Here is a 19,038-nt window from a genome sequence, read left to right as displayed (position 1 = left end):
CACACCCCGCCTCAGGAGCCCGCCCATGCCTTACGAATACAAGCTCATGCCCTCCCCCGTCGGCCAGCTCACGCTGGTGGCGCGTCACGGCAAACTTGGCGCCGTCCTGTGGGAAACCGAGCGCGCCAATCGCGTCCGACTGGGTGAGTTGCACGAGGCCAACGACAGCCCGGTACTGCTGGAAACCGAACGCCAGTTGAAGGAGTACTTCGCCGGTACCCGCGACCAATTCGAGCTGGAACTGGACTTCTCCGGCACCGACTTTCAAAAGCAGGTCTGGCAGGCGCTGCTGACCATTCCCTTCGGCGAAACCCGCAGCTACAGCCAGATCGCGCAACAGATCGGCAACCCGAAAGCCGTCCGCGCAGTGGGTGCCGCCAACGGGCGCAACCCGATATCAATCATTGCGCCGTGCCATCGGGTCATTGGTGCGTCGGGCGGGTTGACCGGGTTTGCCGGAGGGCTGGAAGCCAAGCAATATCTACTCGCACTGGAAGGCGCGGGCCAGGCGGTACTGGCCTTTTGAGGTCGCCGACGACAAAAACGTACACCTTTGTTCATCCGCGCAAATGTAAAAAGAAATTTCAAAGAACCCCTGCGGTCCATTATTTCATCACCCCCCAAAGGAAAAAGGTCATGAAATTCTCCGCAGTCTCCCAATCCCTGTCCCGTTGGGCGGGCAGCCCGCGCACGTTCTATGCGGCGGTGGCATTGATCCTGGCGTGGAGCTTGAGCGGGCCCTATTTCCACTACAACGACACCTGGCAACTGATCATCAATACCTCGACCACCATCATCACGTTCTTGATGGTGTTCCTGATCCAGAACACGCAGAACCGCGACAACGACATCCTGCACATCAAGATCGATGAGCTGCTGCGCGTGTCCAAGGATGCGCAAAATGCCGTGCTGAGCCTGGACGGACTCGACCGTAAAGAACTGGAGAAGCTGCGCAAGGAATACCGCAGTATTGGCGCGATGGGCAGCGTCAGTCTCAACAGCAGTTGCGGCGAGCACGCCGACGATTCGGCGCCGATCAAAACCGATCTGAACAAGGCATGAAAAAACGGCGGTTGGAGAAGATCCAACCGCCGTTTTTCAGTGCACGTGACGGACTCAACCGTCGCCTTGGTGACCTTTGCCGTAGGTCGATGCCAACGCGCGGGCCTTCTGCAGACGCTCTTCCAATTTGGGCAGTGTCTCATCCACCAGGGCTTTTATTTCAGGCACATCCGACGCCGCACCTTCCTTTTTGAACAGGGCGATCGCGTCTTCGTTTTCCTTCACTTGTTGCGCCGTGTAGGCCGCATCAAAGGAGTCGCCGTCCTTGAGTTCGGGCATCAAGGTTTCGGCTTTGTCGACGATCTTCTCGCGGGGTGCCACAGGCAGGTCCAGCTTCTTGGCGATGGCCGCCAGATGCTGGTTGGCCAGGGTGCGTTCGTTGATCACCTCGATGGTGTAGTCCTTGATTTCCTGGGACGAGGTCTTGGCGTGGGCCATGCGACTGGTTTCGATATCGGCCATGCCTTTGGCCGAAGCCTGCTCGATGAATTCAGCAGGCGACTGGGCGAAGGCATTGCTGGCGCCGAGGCCCAGCAGCATCGCGAAACTGGCGGTGCGTAACCGGATAGCCATGCGGCTCATGATGGGTTCCTCCAGGGTAAAAATAGGTGCGGGGGAATACACCCCGCCCTGAATTCGAATTTTCAGGGCGGCAAAGGTTTAGAAAAAACTCGCCAGTGCGACGAACGGTCATCGACGAGTCAGGCGGGTTTGCTGCCAAACAGGCCCGGCAACGCGTGCGCCAGAGCGTTGATGGCGAAACCGATGAACATCACGCCGCAGAGTCTGGTGATCAGGATTTCATGGCGTTGATACACCGTGCGCACCCGCTGGGCGCCGACCACACCGATCAGAATCGCATACGCCAGCAGGCCGCCAACGAAACTGAGGACGATCAGCGAAGGCAGCATCGACCAGGTCAGCAGTTCGGCGCGGCTGGACAGCAACGCCGTGAACGTCGCCACCGCCACCGGATACGCCTTGGGGTTGGTCAGGCCGAACAGAATGCCATGCCAGAACGGATGCCGTGCGGCCCCCTGAGGCGTATCGCTGCTGCGACGCTGGGTACGAATCGCGCGCCAGCCCAGCCAGAACAGATACAGGCCGCTGAGCACACCGAGCACATCAAACGCACTGCTGCCCACTTCCCGCGCGCCAACGATGGCGATCAGCGCTGTCGAGCACCACACCACATCCCCCAGCAAATGCCCGCACAGGAACCCCGCGCCGGCACGACGGCCACGCGCGGCGCCGATGCCAAACACGGCCAGCACCCCCGGCCCCGGGGTAATACCGTAGATGAAACCTGAAGCGAGGACGGCCAGCAGCAAAGACGGGGTCATGGGCACAACTCAAACTGAGGGTTAAGCGGTGGAGGGATTCTGCACGTTCCCGCGCTACGGGTAAAACTTCATTCCGGCGTAAGGCTTGGCGCGACACGCTTGCAGGCGTGAGGCCAGGTCGCCGACATGGGCCTCGAGCTTGTGGCCATCGGGATCGAGAAAATAGAACGAGGCCCCTTCACTGCGATTGTCGCGCCACTCCTGCACCTCGCCCGCTCGCAGGCGAGTGACCAGTGCGCTGAAATCAGCCGCCGCCACTGTAAACGCGTAATGGGTGTAATCGCACACCGGTTGCGCTTCGCGCAGCGGGTCGAGGGATAAACACAGCCAGAGACCCGGCAGTGAAAGGTAGGCACCGGCCTCCCAGGTGGCATCGAGCTGAAGTTGCAACAGCTCATGGTAGAAGCGCACGCTGCGGTCCACATCGGTGACGGCGAGGGTGAGGTGATTGAAACCTGAAAGCATGCAAATCCCCTTTTCACGATCCCCCGGACGAACGGGGCAAGTCTTGGATACCTTACAGCGCCAGCGACCCGTCTCGGCGCGGTAATTAGTCAATCATGCAGTACGCCGTGCACCTGCCCGATCAACCACTGCAACCCCGAGTCCCCACCCCGGCGTGCATGCCACGCAAGCTCAAACGCAAACGACGGAATATGAAATGGCGGCAGTACGGCCAGCAAGTGCTGGTGATCAATATTCAGTAAACCTCGTGACGATACGGTGAGGATCAGGTCGGTGCCTTGAATCAACTGCGGCGCCACGCCCCAATGCGGCAGGCTGATCGCCACGTGTCGACGCTCACGAATGGCCGTCAGCGCCCGCTCGATTTCAGGGGTGCCACTGCCGCGCATTTCCAGCAAAACATGGGGACGCGACAGGTAGGTGGGCAGGTCCAATGTACCACTTGCCGGCAGGCTGTTGCGGTCCACCAGGCAGGTGTAGTGTTCTTCGAACAACGGCGTAGTACGCAGTTCGGCGGGCATGTCGGGGAAGACACCCGCCGCCAGGTCGAGATCGCCATTGAGCACGCCATCCACCATGCCTTCGCGGCTGGCCTGGATGATTTGCAGGTCGATACCCGGCGCGGCGCGGCGCAGCCTACGCACCAGGTCGGGCAAGAAAATCGCCGCGCTGTAGTCAGACATCGCCACACGAAACCTGCGCTTGGCCGAGGCCGGCTCAAACCGATTCGGCGCCAGCAAGGCCTGTACCTGGGCCAGTGCTTCGGCCAGTGGCGCAGCCAACTCCAGTGCGCGAGCCGTCGGCACCAGGCTACCGCCCTGACGCACCAGCAAGGGATCACCGAGCAGGTCACGTAGACGCGCCAGCGCATGGCTGACCGCCGGCTGGCTCAGGTGCAAACGCTCAGCGGCACGGGTGACGTGTTGCTCGCTGAGCAAGGCATCGAGAATCACCAGCAGATTGAGGTCGATGCGGCGAAGATCATTCATCAGCTGCATACACTGCATAAGAACTTGGAATTTAAATTTGCGCGACGAATAGCCTAGAGTCCAGCAAAGCCTCTGGGAGATTCGACATGACGACGTTGCATTGGGTGGGTCTATTGGCGCTGGCGGTCATCGCCGGAGCGGTGGTGCCGTTTCAAAGTGCGATCAACGCCAACCTTGGGCGCGGGCTTGGCCACCCGTTGTGGGCCACGCTGGCGTCGCTGCTGGTGAGTATCATCGTGTTGCTGCCGGTCATCATGGCGTTACGGCTGCCGTTGCCGAGCCTGGCCTTTATCAGTAAGGCCCCGTTGTGGATGTGGGCGGGTGGCGCGTTTGGCGTGTGCTTCATTTCACTGGCGTTGATGCTGCTGCCCAAACTGGGCGCGTCGGGGTTTATCGCATTAGCCATGGCCGGGCAGATTCTCGCGTCGCTGGTGCTGGATCACTTCGGCCTGTTCGGTCTGGTGGAGCGTCAACTGACAACGCCCCGGGTCCTGGGGGCGTTGTTGTTGATCGGCGGCGTAGCGTTGATTCAGTTCAGCGCTACACCGGCCCGCGCCTTGGCAACCGCGGGCTGATCAGCCCTTGTCGAGCGTACGCAACTTCTGGGGCAAGCCCCACAACAGCAGCGCCGCCGCCAACAGCGCGCACACGCCGATCACATAGAGCGCCGGGGTGGTGCTGCCGGTGAGGTCCTTGATCCGCCCCACCATCACCGGGCTGACAATGCCACCGAACTGCCCGAGGGTATTGATCACCGCAATCCCGCCGGCCGCGCCTGCACCGGCACCGGCCAGCAACTTGGGAGGCAAGGTCCAGAAGGTCGGGATCGAGGCGATGATGCCCGCCCCCAACATGCCCAGGGCAATGATCAGGAAGGTCGTGTGGTCGGCAAAGATGCCGGCACTGAAGAAGCCCACCGCCCCCAGTACCACCAGGCCGCAGACAAACTTGCGCCGCTCGCCGGTGGCATCCGACAGACGCCCGATCACCACCATGCTGATCGCGCCGCATACATAAGGAATCGCCGTGAGCAGGCCGATCATCACCGGGCTCTGGGTGCCGGCGCTGCGGATCAGTTGCGGCGCCCAGAAGTTGAGGCCGTAGGACGCCACCTGGATCAGGAAGTAGATGAAGCCGAGCATCAAGAAGCCCGGAATGCGCAGTGCCGACAGCAGCGAGCCACCGTGCTGATTCGGCTCATGCTTGGCGATACGGCTCGCCAGCAAGGTTTTCTCCGCCGCCGTCAGCCAATGGGCGTCTTCGATGCGGTCCTTGAGCAAGGTCAGCACCAGGAACCCCAGGCCGATGCACGGCAAGCCGCCGAGCAGGAACAGCCAATGCCAACCGCGCATCTGGAAGACACCGTCGAGGTGCTCCAGCACCAGGCCGGAAAACGGTGCGCCCACCAGGCCCGCGAAGGCCGACGCCAGGAACAGCATCGACGTGATGCGCCCCCGGAAGTGCTGCGGAAACCACAATGTCAGGTAATACAGCACGCCAGGCGCGAAACCCGCCTCCATGGCGCCGATGATGAAGCGCAAGCCGTAGAACTGCCATTCCGCGGTGACAAACACCATGGCCGCCGTTGCCAGCCCCCACGACATCATGATGCGCGCAATCCAGCGCCGCGCGCCGACCTTGTACAGCATCATGTTGCTCGGCACTTCGAAGATCACATACCCCACCACGAACAACCCGGCGCCCAGGCCATAGGCGGTGTCGCTCAAGCTCAGGTCCGCTTGCAGCTGGAACTTGGCGAAGCTGATGTTGATACGGTCAAAAAACGCGAACAGGTAGCACACCATGATCAGCGGCATCAGGCGCCACGCGACCTTGCTGACCAAGGCTTTTTCGGCATCGATTTCAGCGGCCGGGCGCGCGCCGGCCTCCAACGTATTAGTGCTCATGGTTTCTCTCCAGCGGGCTGCTCACAGGCGCCCGTTTGTTTTTGTTGTCTGGTGTGGTGCTACAGCGCGGCGATGTAGGCCGGCGGCGGGTGCAGGTCACAATTGCGCCCGGCCTTGGCCACTTGACCGGGCAGTTCGTGGCCCAACAGGGCCGGCAGGCGGCGGGACATGTGCAGCAGGTGCGGCAAGTCGATACCGGTGTGAATCCCGACCTCCTCGCACAGGTTGACCAAATCTTCGGTACAGATATTGCCCGATGCCCCCGGCGCAAACGGACAACCGCCCAACCCCCCGAGCGCCGCGTCAAAACGACGGGCACCGGCCTCATAGGCGGCCAGCACATTGCACAAGCCCAGGCCGCGGGTATTGTGAAAATGCAGGGTCAGGTCACGGGCGGATACGCGCTGCAGCACGCGCTTGACCAGGCGTCCCACCTGGCGCGGATTGGCCATGCCGGTGGTGTCGGCCAGGCTGATGCCCTGGATGCCCAGCGCCTGATACGCCTCGACAATCTGCAGTACGCGGTCTTCGTCGATCTTGCCTTCGAACGGGCAGCCAAAGGTGGTGGCGATGCTGCCGTTGAGCCTCACCGGATGGTCGGCAGCAAAGCTGACAATATCGCCAAACGCCGCCAGCGACGCTTCGCAGCGCATGCGCATATTGGCCAGGTTATGGGTCTGGCTCGCAGACATCACCAGGTTCAATTCATCGGCACGGGACTCGATGGCACGCTGGGCGCCCTTGAGGTTGGGGATCAGCGCCACATAGATAACACCCGCCTTGCGTTGGATGCCCTGGAACACGTGCTCGCCATCACGCAATGCTGGAATCGCCTTGGGGGAGACGAACGAACCCGCTTCGATGCGCGAAAAACCGGCGAGGGACAGCTGATCGATCAAGGCGATCTTATCCGCCGTCTCGACCCAGGTCGGCTCGATCTGCAGCCCATCGCGCGGGGACACTTCCTGCACGATCAGGGGGTCTGAATAGTCTGCAATCATTGCACCACTCCCGCGGTTTTCAGGCGTTGGATATCGGCGCCGGCCAGGCCCAGGCTACCGAGAATTTCGTCGGTGTGTTGCCCCAGGGTCGGGCCCTGCCAGTTCACGCCACCAGGGGTTTGCGACAGCTTGGGAACGATGCCGGGCATCTTCACCGACACACCGCCAGGCAGCTCGGCCTTGAGCAACATGTCGCGCGCCTGGTAGTGCGGGTCATTGACGATGTCTGCGACGGAGTAGATGCGCCCGGCAGGAACTTCAGCGGCTTCAAGGGCGCTGAGCACCTGGTCGATAGGCAGGCTGCTGGTCCAGTGGGTGATCGCCGCGTCGAGCAGGCCGCTCTTGGCCGCGCGTCCATCGTTGTGGGCAAACTCGGGCGCCTCGGCCAGGTCGGCGCGGCCGATGGTGTGCATCAGGCGCTTGTAGATCGGGTCGCTGTTGCCCGCGATCACCACATACGCTCCGTCGGCTGTCAGGTAGGTGTTGGAGGGCGCTATGCCTGGCAAGGCACCGCCGCTGCGTTCGCGCACATGGCCGAGCATGTCGTATTCCGGCACCAGGCTTTCCATCAAGTTGAACACGCTTTCAGCCAGCGACACATCGACAATCTGCCCATCACCCTGCCCCGTCTTGACCCGCAGCAGCGACATCAGCGCGCCGATCACGCCATGCAACGACGCCAGGGAGTCCCCCAAGCTCACACCGACTCGCGCCGGCGGCGAATCCGGGTTGCCGGTGGTGTAGCGGATGCCGCCCATGGCCTCGCCGATGGCACCAAAACCTGGGCGGTCGCGATAGGGGCCGGTCTGGCCGTAGCCAGAGATGCGCACCAGGGTCAGCTTGGGGTTGAGGGCGTGCAACACGTCCCAGCCGAGGCCGAGTTTTTCGAGGCCACCGGGGCGCAGGTTTTCGATCAGCACATCGGCGTCGCCGAGCAATTGCTTGATCAGCTCCAGGCCTTCGGGCGACTTTAGATCCAGCGCCAGGGATTTCTTGTTGCGCGATTGCAGGTACCACCACAGCGACGTGCCTTCGTGCAGCTTTCGCCATTTGCGAAGCGGGTCGCCCTGGCCCATAGCCTCGATCTTGATCACCTCGGCGCCAAACTCGGCCATCAGCCGGGCGGCGAACGGCGCGGCAATCAGAGTGCCGATCTCGATCACCTTGATGCCGCTCAGGGGAGCCGTCATGGGGTGCACCTCTTATTCTTGGAATGTGACGCAAAGACTAGAGGGCCGGTGCACAGAAAATCCAACCGTCAGTTGGCAAGAAGCGTTCGCCAAACGCGAACGCACTGGTAGGAACCGGCAAGGCGGCCGCCTACAGGGGGCCGCTGAGGTAGTCGAACAGCAGGCGACTTACCGGGGATAACTGCGCTTCATCGCGCACGACCAGGATCAGGCTGCGATCCGACCAGTCGTCCGTCAGCGGCACGGCATGCAAACCCAATGCGCGACCAAACAACTCATAGGCTTTCTGCGGCAAGATCCCGATGCCCATGTTGGCCTGGACCATGCGGCACATCGCATCGAACCCCGGCACATGAATGCGCAGGCGCAGCATCTTGCCCGCCTCGCGTGCGGCGGCGTGGGTGCGCATGTTGATGGAGCTGGCGGCGTGCAGGCCGACGTAGTCGCTGCCCAGGGTTTCAGCAAACGCCAGGGTTCTACGTGCCGCCAACGGGTGATCTGCCGGCATCAGCACCACCAGTTTGTCGTGACGATAGGTCACGCTGGGCAGGCCTTTGGTGTCGGTGTCACTGGAGCAGATGCCGAGGTCCGCCACGCCATCCAGTACCCCCTGCACCACGCCCTTGCTGGGACGTTCTTCCAGGTCGGTCTTCACTTCGGGGTGCCGTTCGGAAAAGTCCCGCAGGTCTTCCGGAAGAAACTGAATGATCGCCGACAGATTGGCCAGCATCCGCACATAACCGCGCACGCCATGGCTGTGTTCGCCCAGCTCCAGGCCCATCTTCTCGACGTTGAACAGCATCTGCCGCGCATGGTGCAGCAAGGTTTCGCCGGCCGCCGTCAGGTCCATGCCCTTGGCGCGCCGCACGAACAGACTGACGCCCAGCACCTGCTCCAACTCCATCAGGCGCTTGCTGGCAGCCGACACGGCAATGGCTTCACGGTTGGCGGCCCGGGTCAGCGTGCCCTCCTCGAACACCGCCACAAACAACTGCAGCGTGATCAGATCCAAGCGACGCACCAGGCTCTTGTGCAACATCAGCGACGCTCGCTGGCCAGCCGGTTGATCTCGGCCTGCTCCACCACGGGCTGCGGCGCGCCGTGGCTGGCCGCCTGCAACATCGCCCGGCCCACCGTCTCGGTACTCACCACCCAGCCCGGTTTCAACCGGCGCACGAACGACAGCACCGGCCCGAGTACCGAATAAAACGACTGGTACAACGGTGTCTTGGACCGCACGCCATGCAAGGGCTGGATCACCCCCGGCCGAAACAGGTACACGGCCTTGAACGGTAGGCGCAGCAAGGCATTCTCGGTCTTGCCCTTGACCCGCGCCCACATCGATTTGCCCGCCTCGGAACTGTCTGTACCGGCGCCGGAGACATAGATAAACGTCATCTGTGGATTGAGCCGCGCCAGCGTGCTCGCGGCGACCAGCGTCAGGTCGTAGGTGAGGTGCGTGTACTGGGTTTCCTTCATCCCCGCCGATGAGACGCCAAGGCAAAAGAAGCATGCATCAAACCCTTGCAACAGGTTTTCCAGAGGCTGGAAATCCAGCATGTCACCGTGCAACACCTGGTGCAGCTTGCCGTGCTCCTGGGTCAATGCCGTGCGGCCAACGGCGACGACTTCCTGGACGTCGGCCGCCAACAGGCACTCACGCAGGACGCCCTGGCCGACCATGCCGGTGGCGCCGAATAACAGAACTCTCATAGGGGGACCTCAGCGGCAAGCCGCAAGCTTCAAGCTCAAGTTGAATGCAGTTCAACGTGTAGCTTACCGCTTGCAGCTCACAACTGCCCCTCCTCAGAACGCGCTGCGAAAGATCTCCTCGATCTGACGCTGATCCGCCCGCCGTGGGTTGGTCAGGCCACACGCATCCTTCAGCGCATTGGTCGCCAGCAAGGGAATGTCCTGCAACTTGGCGCCCAGCTCACGCAATCCGGCGGGGATTTCAACGTCGTGGGCCAGGCTGCGAATCGCCGCGATGGCGGCCTGGGCACCTTCTTCGTCGGTGATGCCCTTGATGTCGGCGCCCAGCGCACGACCGACGTCGCTCAAGCGTTTGGCGCTGACGCTGGCGTTGAAGCTTTGCACATGGGGCAGCAACACCGCGTTGCAAACGCCGTGGGGCAGGTCGTAGAAACCACCCAGTTGGTGGGCCATGGCGTGCACGAAGCCCAGCGACGCATTGTTGAACGCCATGCCGGCGAGGAACTGCGCGTAGGCCATGTTTTCCCGCGCGACCTTGTCGCTGCCGTCGCGGACCGCCAGGCGCAGGTTGGCGCTGATCAGTTCGATGGCCTTGATAGCGCAGGCATCGGTGATCGGCGTGGCGGCGGTGGACACATAGGCTTCAATGGCGTGGGTCAGCGCGTCCATACCGGTGGCAGCGGTGAGGCCCTTGGGCATGCCGACCATCAACGCCGGGTCGTTGACCGACAGCAGCGGCGTGACGTTGCGGTCGACGATGGCCATTTTCACGTGGCGGGTTTCGTCGGTGATGATGCAGAAGCGCGTCATCTCGCTGGCAGTGCCGGCGGTGGTGTTGATCGCCACCAGCGGCAGTTGCGGCTTGCTCGACTGGTCGACGCCTTCGTAGTCGCCGATATGCCCGCCGTTGGTGGCGCACAAAGCGATGCCCTTGGCGCAGTCATGGGGCGAACCGCCGCCGAGGGACACCACGAAGTCGCAGGCGCTCTGTTGCAGCAGGGCCAGGCCTTTCTCGACGTTTTCCACATTGGGGTTAGGCTTGGCGCCGTCGTAGATCACCGAGTCGATGTCCTGCATCGCCAGCTTCTCAGCGATCATGCTCGCGACGCCCGCCTTGGCCAGGCCGGCGTCGGTGACGATCAGCGCCTTGCGAAAACCATAGTTGCGGATGGCGTTCATGGCTTCGTCAAGGCAGTCAGTGCCCATGATGTTGACGGCGGGGATAAAGAAGGTGCTGCTCATGGCGAATCCTCAGAGGCTTTATGCCTACAGCATCAACCTGCGCCAGCGGCCGCATCTTGATCAGGATCAACACCAAGCCGTGATAAAGTCACCGTCCAGCCGATTTCGAGTAGACCCGCCGCAATGAAGGATTTCCAGGATATTGACGCCCACCTTGAAGACTGGAGCGCGCTGCGCGCGACCCTCGACTTCAGCGGGATTCTGATCGGCAACGGCGCAAGCCGCACGATTTGGGAAGACTTTGCCTACGACTCGCTGTTCGAAAACGCCCGCACCGTCGAAGAAAAGCCCCTGAGCCAATCCGAACTCAGCGTGTTCGATGCCCTGCAAACCCGTAGTTTCGAGCAGGCGCTGGGGGCATTGAAGACCACCAGCCGGGTCAACAAGGCCCTGGCGGTCAGCTCGGCCGCGCCGCGCAATCGCTACTACGCAATCAAGGAAGCGTTGATCAACACCATCCACGCCGTGCATATCCCCTGGCGCCTGGTGCAACCGTCGACGCTGGCAACAATCAACCATGAATTGAAGAATTACCCCACGGTATTCACCACCAATTACGACCTGCTCAACTACTGGGCGATCCTGCATGCCCCCGGCATCGATGACCTGTTTCGCAGCGCCGACGCCAGCTTCAACCTGCGCGACACCCGCACTGATGCCACACGCATTTTGTATTTGCATGGCGGCCTGCACCTGGTGCGCAACCTCGACGGCACCGCGCGCAAATTGCCGACCACCGACAGCACCTTGCTCAGTAGTTTCGCGATCAACAACACCCTCAAGACCCTCGACGACGTGCCACTGTTCGTCAGCGAGGGCAAGGTGGAGGAGAAGCTCAAGACCATCCGCAGTTCGGATTACCTGTCGTTTTGCTATGAGCAGTTGCTGGTCCATGAGGGCGCGTTGTGCATCTTCGGCCATGACTTGGGGGCGCAGGATAAACACGTGGTGGATGCGATACGCCAGGCCAATGTGACGACACTGGCGATCTCGGTGTCGGGGCGCAGCGATGGGTTTATTCGTCAGCAGAAGCGGCGGTATTCGGAGTTGTTTGAGGGGGCTGGCGTGGAACTGAAATTCTTTGCGGCGCGCACGCATCCATTGGGTCATCCTGCCCTGTCCGTCCCTGTCGAACGCTGATCACAATATGGGAGCGGGCCTGCTCGCTCCCAGACTGGCCCCTATTTCAATCCTGCATCGTGGTCATTCTTCCGCGCTGTGCACCACCACCAGTAACTGTGCCTGCACCGGCCCCACCGAGCGCAAGCGATGCGGCTTCTGCGCATTGAAGTGCAGCGCATCGCCCCGCTCCAGGATCACGCGCTCACTCATGAAGTCCACCTCCACCCGGCCTTCATGCACGAACAGGAATTCTTCCCCCAAGTGCTCCTTGAAGGTCTTGTCGGTGAATTCCGCCGGCGGGTAGATGATGAACGGCAGCAGGCTGCGTTCGCTGACCTGATGGGCCAGCACCGCGTAACCCGGTGACGTGTCGGGCCGCTCATGGCTGCGCACCAGGCTGTAGCTGTCGAGGCTGACACTGTCTTCGCTGAACAGCTCTTCGACCTTCACGTTCAATGCCTTGGCCAGTTTCAACGCGGCGGCAATCGACGGCGTGTTAAGCCCGCGCTCGACCTTGGACAGGTAGCTCTTGGTCATCCCCGACTTTTCGGCCAGCGCCTCCAAGGTAACGCCAAGTTTTTTTCTTAATAATTTCAAACGGATAGACATGCGCTGCGATTAATCCAGGCAATAAGCGATGAGCTGTGCTTGCCAATGACACAAAGTGTCATATAGCATCTTTAGTGTCATTTGCAGTGACCCAACGGCCTCGCGAGCAGCGGGAAAGCAGCAAAACAGACGTCCATTGAACCACCCAAGGGACACCGATATGGCCAAGACATTAGCACTCCCAAAAGACCAACTGGTCAAGCAAGCGCTGATCCAGATGCAAAACACCCTGGCGGATAATACGTGGACCGACCGGCAAAAGCTGGCGCTGACCTGCCGCATCCTGTTCGAAAATGGCCACGACTCCGGCCTGGCCGGGCAGATCACCGCGCGCGGACCGGAACAGGGCACGTTCTACACGCAGCAACTGGGCCTGGGTTTTGATGAGATCACCGCCAGCAACCTGCTGCTGGTGAACGAGGATCTTGAAGTCCTCGAGGGCCACGGCATTCCCAACCCGGCCAACCGTTTCCACAGCTGGGTGTACCGTGGCCGTCCGGATGTGAACTGCATCATCCACACGCACCCCACGCACGTCGCCGCGCTGTCGATGCTGGAAGTGCCGCTGCAGGTGTCCCATATGGACCTGTGCCCGCTGTATGAAGACTGCGCATTCCTGGAGGCCTGGCCGGGTGTGCCGGTGGGCAATGAAGAAGGCGAAATCATCACCACGGCGCTGGGAGACAAGCGCGCGATCCTGCTCTCGCACCACGGCCAGCTGTCCACCGGGGCGAGTATCGAGGAAGCCTGCGTGATCGCGCAGTTGATCGAGCGAGCGGCCAAGTTGCAGTTGCTGGCGATGGCGGCCGGCACCATCAAGCCGATCGTGCCGCAGCTGGGTCGCGAGGCCCATGACTGGATCTCCCGGCCCAAGCGCCATGGCGCCGCATTCAACTACTACGCCCGGCAGAACCTGCGTCAACACGCCGATTGCCTGAACTGATTTACCCTTTTCCGACCGGAGACTCTCCATGTCCAGCCCAACCATTCACGGCATCATCGGCTACACCATCACCCCGTTCAGCGCCGACGGCCAACGCATCGACCTCAACGCCCTGGGTCGCTCCATCGACCGCCTGATCGCCAGCGGCGTGCACGCCATCGCGCCGTTGGGCAGCACCGGCGAAGGTGCGTACTTGAGTGACGCCGAGTGGGATGAAGTCAGTGCCTTCAGCCTGGCAAAGATCGCCCGGCGCGTACCGACCATCGTCAGTGTCTCGGACCTGACCACCGCCAAAGCCGTGCGTCGCGCCCGCTACGCCGAAGCCAATGGCGCCGATGCAGTGATGGTGCTGCCGACGTCTTACTGGAAACTCAGCGAAGCGGAGATCCTCGCCCACTACGCCGCGATCGGTGACAGCATCGGCGTGCCGATCATGCTCTACAACAACCCGGCCACCAGCGGTACGGACATGTCGATGGACTTGATCCTGCGCATCATCAAGCGGGTGGCCAACGTGACGATGGTCAAGGAAAGCACTGGGGATATTCAGCGCATGCACCAGTTGCATCGCCAGAGCGACGTGCCGTTCTACAACGGTTGCAACCCACTGGCGCTGGAAGCCTTCGCGGCGGGTGCCAAGGGTTGGTGCACGGCGGCACCGAACCTGATCCCACAGCTCAACCTGGATTTGTATGACGCGGTATTGGGCAATGACCTGGCCAAGGCGCGAGACCTGTTTTATCGCCAGTTGCCGTTGCTGGAGTTCATCCTCAAGGGCGGGTTGCCCGCGACGATCAAGGCCGGGCTACGTTTGACCGGGCTGGATGTGGGCGACCCGCGTTTGCCGGTTTTTCCTTTGAGTGAAACCGGGATCGAGCAACTTCAGGCATTGCTGCGCTAAAACAAAAGCGCTAGGTGGGAGCTGGTTTTGGGGTCGATGCATCGCCGCGACGGCGTCCCCTCATGCAATTGGCCAACCGAGGGGCTTGCATCGCGGGCAGGCCAGCGCCCACATTTTGACCGAATAACTCTTTTACCCAGAGACAAATGACAATAATTCTCGATATCATTCGCGACTTTTCTACGTCGTGCTTCGCCAAGAAGGATATCCATGTCTCGTCCCAAGCCCGACCCGTTGTCGGCCGATGCCTTTCGCGGGTTTTATACAGACATCCTGTATTTCCTGCGCAAACGCACGGACAACGCCAGCGACGCGGCGGACATGACCCAGGATGTCTTTACTCAGTGGCTGGACTACCGCGACCGGGCCAAGGTCGAGCAGCCACGGGCGTTTCTGTTCCAGATGGCGCGCAACCTGCTGCGCGATCACTGGCGCAAACAGAAGGTACGACAGACCGCCCACTTTGATCCGGCCGAAATGGACGCCGAGCCGATCGCCGACGAGCAAAACGATCCCATGGCCGCCGCTCAACGCTTGCAACGCCTGGAACAGTTGAAAGAAGTCCTCGCCGAACTCTCGCCCCGCAGGCGAGAAGCCCTTATGCTGCACCGCTTCGAAGGCTTGAGCCAGGCGCAGATCGCCGAGCGCATGGGCATTTCGACCAGCATGGTGGAAAAGCACATCGCGTTTGCCCTGCTGCATTGCAAGCGACGCCTTCAACACGAACCCGGCACGGAGCAGCCAGAATGAACCGCCTGAGCGACACCGACGTCCTGGACATCGAAGACAGTGACGCTATCGATGCCCAAGCCGCCCGTTGGTTTGCCCTCAATCGCAATGAGGCCGGGCGCGCCGAGCGCAAGGCCTTTGCTGCCTGGCAGGCCGAGCCTGCCCATGCGCGCGCCTATGCCGAATTCGAGCAACTGTGGGCGGACCTGGCCCAGTTGCAGCAATTGAACAAACCCGTGGCGCTGCCCAAGCGCAAACCGTCGGCATGGCGCCCTGCCCTGGCCCTGGCCGTGGCCGCCGCCTTGCTGTGTGCGGTGCTGGCCACTCACATCGGTGCTCCCCGCGAGCTCTATCACACCCAGCTGGCGGCGCATGCCAAAGGCATGCGCACCCTGGACCTGCCCGATGGCAGCACCTTGTACGTGAACGCCAACACCCGCGTGCGGGTTGATTTCACCGCGTACCAACGCATCGTGCACCTGGACAAAGGGCAGGTGTATATCGACGTCGCCGCCGACAAGGAGCGGCCACTGTTCGTGCAAGCAGGTGAAGCCAGTGTGCGCGTGGTCGGCACCGGCTTCGATGTGCGCCGCAGCCCACAACAACTGGTGGTCAGCGTCGCCCATGGCCAGGTCGCCTTCGAGCCAGACGCAAAAAGCCCGGTCAGCTTGCTGGGTACACAGCAACGCGCGATCTACAGCTATGCCAAGGGCACCTTGCAACAGCAAACCCTCACCGCTGAAGAAGTCGCCGACTGGCGCAGCGGGCACTTGTCGTTTCGCAACCGCGAACTGGCCAGCCTGATCGACGAGTTGAGCCTGTATCGTCCCCAGGCACCGCTGCAGGTGAGCAACGCCGTGGCGCACCTGAAGGTTTCAGGCAACCTGGATGTGAATGACCCAGACGCCCTGCTCAATGCCCTGCCCGCGCTGTTGCCAGTGAAAACCGTGGCCTCGGCCGACGGCATTGTCAGAATCGAACCGAGCAAATAATCCCACCCGCTTCTTATTTGAGAATATTTTTCATTCGCAGGTGTGGATTTTTTTACCTGCCCCGTCTTCCTCCGGTCTGCATCTGATACGCACACCTTTTGGCCATTTGGCCGCACCGGGGGATCTCATGTTTCGCGCGCCTTGCCACGCTTCGCACCTGTTTCTTCGACCGAGCCTCATCGTCACCTGCCTGGCGTTCAGCCTCAGCGCCCACGCCGAGACTTTCAACCTGCCTGCCCAGGCGCTGGCCACGTCCCTGAGCCAGGTGGCGCAGCAGGCCCAGATCCAGTTGCTGTTTGACGAAGAGTTGCTCAAGCACGTGCATGCACCCTCACTCAACGGTGACTTCACGCCGGAAGTGGCGATTCGCACCTTGTTGAAAAATGGTGAGTTCACCCTGATCAAGGTCGGCAGCACCTATGTGGTAAGGCCCGAAGAGGCCAAGACCACCAGCAGCGGTGCCGTACAACTGGACGCCCTGAGCGTGATCGGCACGGGCAACCAGGTGGACTCCAGTACCGTCGGGCGCTCCACCTTGAGCCAGGCCGATATCGACCGCTACCAGCCCAACAACATCCCTTCGCTGCTGCAAACCCTGCCCGGTGTGTTCATGGGTGGCTCGCCCAAACCGGGTGGCCAGACGATGAACATTCGCGGCATGGGCGAGGCCGAAGACATACCAATGACCGTGGATGGCGCGACCAAGAGCGGCTTCGAGCGTTACCAGCAAGGCACCGTGTTCATCGAGCCTGAACTGATCAAGCGCATCGAAGTGGAAAAAGGCCCGTACTCGGCGTTCACCGGCAACGGCGGCTTCGGTGGCACGGTGCACATGGAAACCAAGGACGCTCCGGACTTGCTCGAAGACGGTCGCAATGCCGGCGCCATGCTCAAATATGGCTATTCCAGCAACGATCACGAACAGGTCTACAGTTCGGCCATCTACGGCCGTACCGACGACGCTCGCTTCGACGGCCTGGCCTACATCACCCAACGCGACGGCGGCGACATGAAGCTGGCGGCCACCCCGCCAGACACGCGCAACGAGTACCCGATCAATCCTAAGCGCTTGCCCAACAGCGCGCAGAATGTCGACGGCGCCTTGTTCAAATTCAATGCGCACTTCACCGACGAACACAGCATGGGGCTGTCTTATTCGCGCTCGAGAAGCCAGCGCTGGACGCCTTTCTCGGCCAAGAGCTACCCAACGCCGCCGCTGCAATCGGCCATTGATCGCTACGGCTACGAAGGCGCCCTCAAACGCTTCCTGGCGGATCGCGAGACCATCGACACCACTTACTCGGGCAAGTACGAATACAAGCCACTGGACAACCCCTGGGTGGACTTGAAACTCAGCTACTCCGTGTCCAATACCGACCAGACCGATGAGCGCAACGAAGACGCCTCGTTCTCCCTGGCCACCGGCGGACGCAAGATGGATACCTCGTACAACGACAAGATCCTGGAAGCACGCAACATCAGCCTGTTCACCACCGGGCCGCTGGAACACGCCGTGACCAGTGGTGTACAGATTCGCAAGCACATCCGTGAAACCGAAAGCTGGATGCCCGGCGCCACCTACAACACGCCTCGCTATAACTACGGGCACTTCCAGCCGTATTTCATGCCCCACGGCAAAGTCGACACTCAGTCGTTCTACCTTCAGGATGCCGTGACCATTGGCGCCGTGACCATCACCCCATCCCTGCGCTACGACCACGTGCGCAACCGTGGCGAAGCCAACGATGCGCCGTACTACAGCAACCCGAACCCGTCGTTCGGGCATGACTACAGCAACCGCACCTACACCGGCTGGTCGCCGCGCCTGGCGGCCTATTGGAACATCACGCCGGACGTGGCGATGTTCGCCAGCTGGAACAAAACCTGGCGCGCCCCGGTGATCGACGAACAGTACGAGGTGCAAGGCGTGGGCAGCCGAACCGCCACCAGCGTCGACCTTGACCCCGAACGCATCACCGCGATCACCGCGGGCAACGTCACCAACTTCTCCGGCGTCTTCAGCCGCGAAGACAACCTGCAACTGCGCACCACGCTGTTCCACAACCGTATCGAGGACGAAATTTTCAAGGCGACCGGTATCGGCTGTGAACGGCAGAACTCGGTCCCGGGCACTATCGACACGGTTTGCGGCGGCGACATGGCGGCCAAATCCAACTATCGCAACGTCGGAGGCATGACCATCAAGGGCTTCGAAGTTGAGGGCTACTACGACTCGACTTACCTGTTCGGCTCCCTCTCCTATTCCTGGGCCACCGGTAAACGCGACAACCCTTACACAAACCCGTGGGCCACCAGCACCCATGTGTGGGCCCGCGATGTTCCACCGGCCAAATGGGTGGTGGTGCTGGGGACCAAGATCCCGAGCTGGGACGCGCAGGTGGGTTGGCAAGGGCAATTCGTGCGCAAGACCGACCGCCTGCCCAGCGATAAATATTCCAGCAGCCTCAACAGCGTGGCCGGTGACAGCTTCTACGACCAGTATGAAAACGCCAGCTACGATACTCAGGGCCTGTTCGCCAGCTGGAAACCGCAGCAGGCGGGGCTCAAAGGTACCGAAGTCAACTTCACCGTCGACAACCTGTTCAACCGCAACTACCGCCCAGCCCTCAGCGGCGACCGCGCCTACAGCGAAGGCCGCAACGCGAAGGTCAGCGTCACCCGCTTCTTCTGAAGAAGGTCACGGCCCATGTGGGAGCCGGGCTTGCCCGCGATGCAGGCGACCCGGTGCCCCCGTGAAACGCCGGTGCCCCCGTCACAGCCTCGCGAACGCTCGGCAGTTCCCTCCCACCGTCAACTGTACGGATAAATC

Annotated in this window: 20 protein-coding genes; 9 read left to right on the top strand and 11 right to left on the bottom strand. The window is 61.6% G+C overall.

All coding sequences use genetic code 11. From position 1 onward, the window contains the following. The first annotated feature begins 25 nt into the window (after window positions 1-25). Together ATH90_RS07200 and ATH90_RS07195 are read left to right on the top strand one after the other, a co-directional pair. On the top strand, window positions 26-526 hold the full coding sequence (locus ATH90_RS07200; RefSeq protein ID WP_034104072.1) for a methylated-DNA--[protein]-cysteine S-methyltransferase: 501 nt from the start codon (window positions 26-28) through the stop codon (window positions 524-526). Window positions 527-636: 110 nt separating this feature from the next. Further along, entirely contained in the window at window positions 637-1,062 is a 426-nt protein-coding gene (locus tag ATH90_RS07195) for a low affinity iron permease family protein (RefSeq protein ID WP_034104070.1), read from the top strand. A gap of 54 nt (window positions 1,063-1,116) precedes the next feature. Here the strand turns inward: ATH90_RS07195 and ATH90_RS07190 are convergent, their stop codons facing one another. The 4 genes from ATH90_RS07190 to ATH90_RS07175 all read right to left on the bottom strand — a co-directional run bounded on the left by ATH90_RS07190 (window position 1,117) and on the right by ATH90_RS07175 (window position 3,868). Next, window positions 1,117-1,644: a DUF4142 domain-containing protein gene (locus ATH90_RS07190; RefSeq protein WP_005785958.1), complete on the bottom strand. Its 528-nt coding sequence runs from the start codon at window positions 1,642-1,644 to the stop codon at window positions 1,117-1,119. A 119-nt stretch (window positions 1,645-1,763) separates the two neighbouring features. Next, window positions 1,764-2,405 (bottom strand): LysE family translocator, encoded by a 642-nt coding sequence (locus ATH90_RS07185; RefSeq protein ID WP_069022252.1) that lies wholly within the window; start codon window positions 2,403-2,405, stop codon window positions 1,764-1,766. Between the two features lie 54 nt (window positions 2,406-2,459). After that, window positions 2,460-2,870, bottom strand: coding sequence for a fosfomycin resistance glutathione transferase (gene fos, locus ATH90_RS07180; protein ID WP_098465948.1), 411 nt, complete (start codon window positions 2,868-2,870; stop codon window positions 2,460-2,462). An 89-nt stretch (window positions 2,871-2,959) separates the two neighbouring features. Next, window positions 2,960-3,868, bottom strand: coding sequence for a LysR family transcriptional regulator (locus ATH90_RS07175; protein ID WP_392396932.1), 909 nt, complete (start codon window positions 3,866-3,868; stop codon window positions 2,960-2,962). Between the two features lie 77 nt (window positions 3,869-3,945). On the opposite strand from ATH90_RS07175, the gene ATH90_RS07170 reads away from it, so the two are divergent. After that, the gene (locus ATH90_RS07170; protein WP_034104061.1) at window positions 3,946-4,434 is read left to right on the top strand and encodes a DMT family transporter; all 489 of its coding nucleotides are present in this window, start codon (window positions 3,946-3,948) and stop codon (window positions 4,432-4,434) included. Here the strand turns inward: ATH90_RS07170 and ATH90_RS07165 are convergent, their stop codons facing one another. The 6 genes from ATH90_RS07165 to yiaY form a co-directional block, all read right to left on the bottom strand. Further along, window positions 4,435-5,766, bottom strand: coding sequence for an MFS transporter (locus ATH90_RS07165; RefSeq protein WP_034104059.1), 1,332 nt, complete (start codon window positions 5,764-5,766; stop codon window positions 4,435-4,437). It abuts the gene before it with no gap. A 59-nt stretch (window positions 5,767-5,825) separates the two neighbouring features. Beyond that, window positions 5,826-6,767 carry a hydroxymethylglutaryl-CoA lyase gene (locus ATH90_RS07160; RefSeq protein WP_098465947.1) on the bottom strand — a complete coding sequence of 314 codons (942 nt, stop codon included), beginning with the start codon at window positions 6,765-6,767 and terminating at the stop codon, window positions 5,826-5,828. Beyond that, on the bottom strand, window positions 6,764-7,957 hold the full coding sequence (locus tag ATH90_RS07155; protein ID WP_034104055.1) for a CaiB/BaiF CoA transferase family protein: 1,194 nt from the start codon (window positions 7,955-7,957) through the stop codon (window positions 6,764-6,766). Before ATH90_RS07155 ends, ATH90_RS07160 begins: the two co-directional genes overlap by 4 nt. A gap of 130 nt (window positions 7,958-8,087) precedes the next feature. After that, a complete protein-coding gene (locus ATH90_RS07150; RefSeq protein WP_069022245.1) occupies window positions 8,088-8,996 on the bottom strand; it encodes a LysR family transcriptional regulator in 909 nt (302 codons plus the stop codon). Further along, window positions 8,996-9,670 (bottom strand): NAD(P)H-binding protein, encoded by a 675-nt coding sequence (locus ATH90_RS07145; protein WP_098465946.1) that lies wholly within the window; start codon window positions 9,668-9,670, stop codon window positions 8,996-8,998. The genes ATH90_RS07150 and ATH90_RS07145 overlap by 1 nt, the downstream gene beginning before the upstream one ends. Window positions 9,671-9,763: 93 nt before the next feature. Beyond that, on the bottom strand, window positions 9,764-10,912 hold the full coding sequence (yiaY, locus tag ATH90_RS07140) for an L-threonine dehydrogenase (protein WP_098465945.1): 1,149 nt from the start codon (window positions 10,910-10,912) through the stop codon (window positions 9,764-9,766). 123 nt (window positions 10,913-11,035) lie between these two features. Here yiaY and ATH90_RS07135 point away from each other — a divergent pair, with 123 nt between their 5' ends. After that, a complete protein-coding gene (locus ATH90_RS07135) occupies window positions 11,036-12,052 on the top strand; it encodes a DUF4917 family protein (protein WP_098465944.1) in 1,017 nt (338 codons plus the stop codon). Window positions 12,053-12,115: 63 nt separating this feature from the next. On the opposite strand, the gene ATH90_RS07130 is transcribed toward ATH90_RS07135, so the two are convergent. Continuing rightward, complete coding sequence (locus tag ATH90_RS07130; RefSeq protein ID WP_034104046.1) at window positions 12,116-12,643, bottom strand: helix-turn-helix domain-containing protein; 528 nt, start codon at window positions 12,641-12,643, stop codon at window positions 12,116-12,118. Window positions 12,644-12,803: 160 nt separating this feature from the next. On the opposite strand from ATH90_RS07130, the gene ATH90_RS07125 reads away from it, so the two are divergent. The 5 genes from ATH90_RS07125 (at window position 12,804) to ATH90_RS07105 (ending at window position 18,900) form a co-directional block, all read left to right on the top strand. Continuing rightward, window positions 12,804-13,586: an aldolase gene (locus ATH90_RS07125; RefSeq protein WP_034104044.1), complete on the top strand. Its 783-nt coding sequence runs from the start codon at window positions 12,804-12,806 to the stop codon at window positions 13,584-13,586. 28 nt (window positions 13,587-13,614) lie between these two features. Continuing rightward, the gene (locus tag ATH90_RS07120) at window positions 13,615-14,487 is read left to right on the top strand and encodes a dihydrodipicolinate synthase family protein (protein ID WP_098465943.1); all 873 of its coding nucleotides are present in this window, start codon (window positions 13,615-13,617) and stop codon (window positions 14,485-14,487) included. A 210-nt stretch (window positions 14,488-14,697) separates the two neighbouring features. Beyond that, a complete protein-coding gene (locus tag ATH90_RS07115; RefSeq protein WP_034104040.1) occupies window positions 14,698-15,237 on the top strand; it encodes an RNA polymerase sigma factor in 540 nt (179 codons plus the stop codon). Then, window positions 15,234-16,208: a FecR family protein gene (locus tag ATH90_RS07110; protein ID WP_098465942.1), complete on the top strand. Its 975-nt coding sequence runs from the start codon at window positions 15,234-15,236 to the stop codon at window positions 16,206-16,208. The genes ATH90_RS07115 and ATH90_RS07110 overlap by 4 nt, the downstream gene beginning before the upstream one ends. A gap of 127 nt (window positions 16,209-16,335) precedes the next feature. Continuing rightward, complete coding sequence (locus ATH90_RS07105; RefSeq protein WP_098465941.1) at window positions 16,336-18,900, top strand: TonB-dependent receptor; 2,565 nt, start codon at window positions 16,336-16,338, stop codon at window positions 18,898-18,900. Window positions 18,901-19,038 lie beyond the last annotated feature (138 nt).

It is taken from the genome of Pseudomonas lurida (assembly GCF_002563895.1).
Lineage (GTDB): Bacteria > Pseudomonadota > Gammaproteobacteria > Pseudomonadales > Pseudomonadaceae > Aquipseudomonas > Aquipseudomonas lurida.
This window is presented reverse-complemented; position numbering and strand designations above follow the sequence as displayed.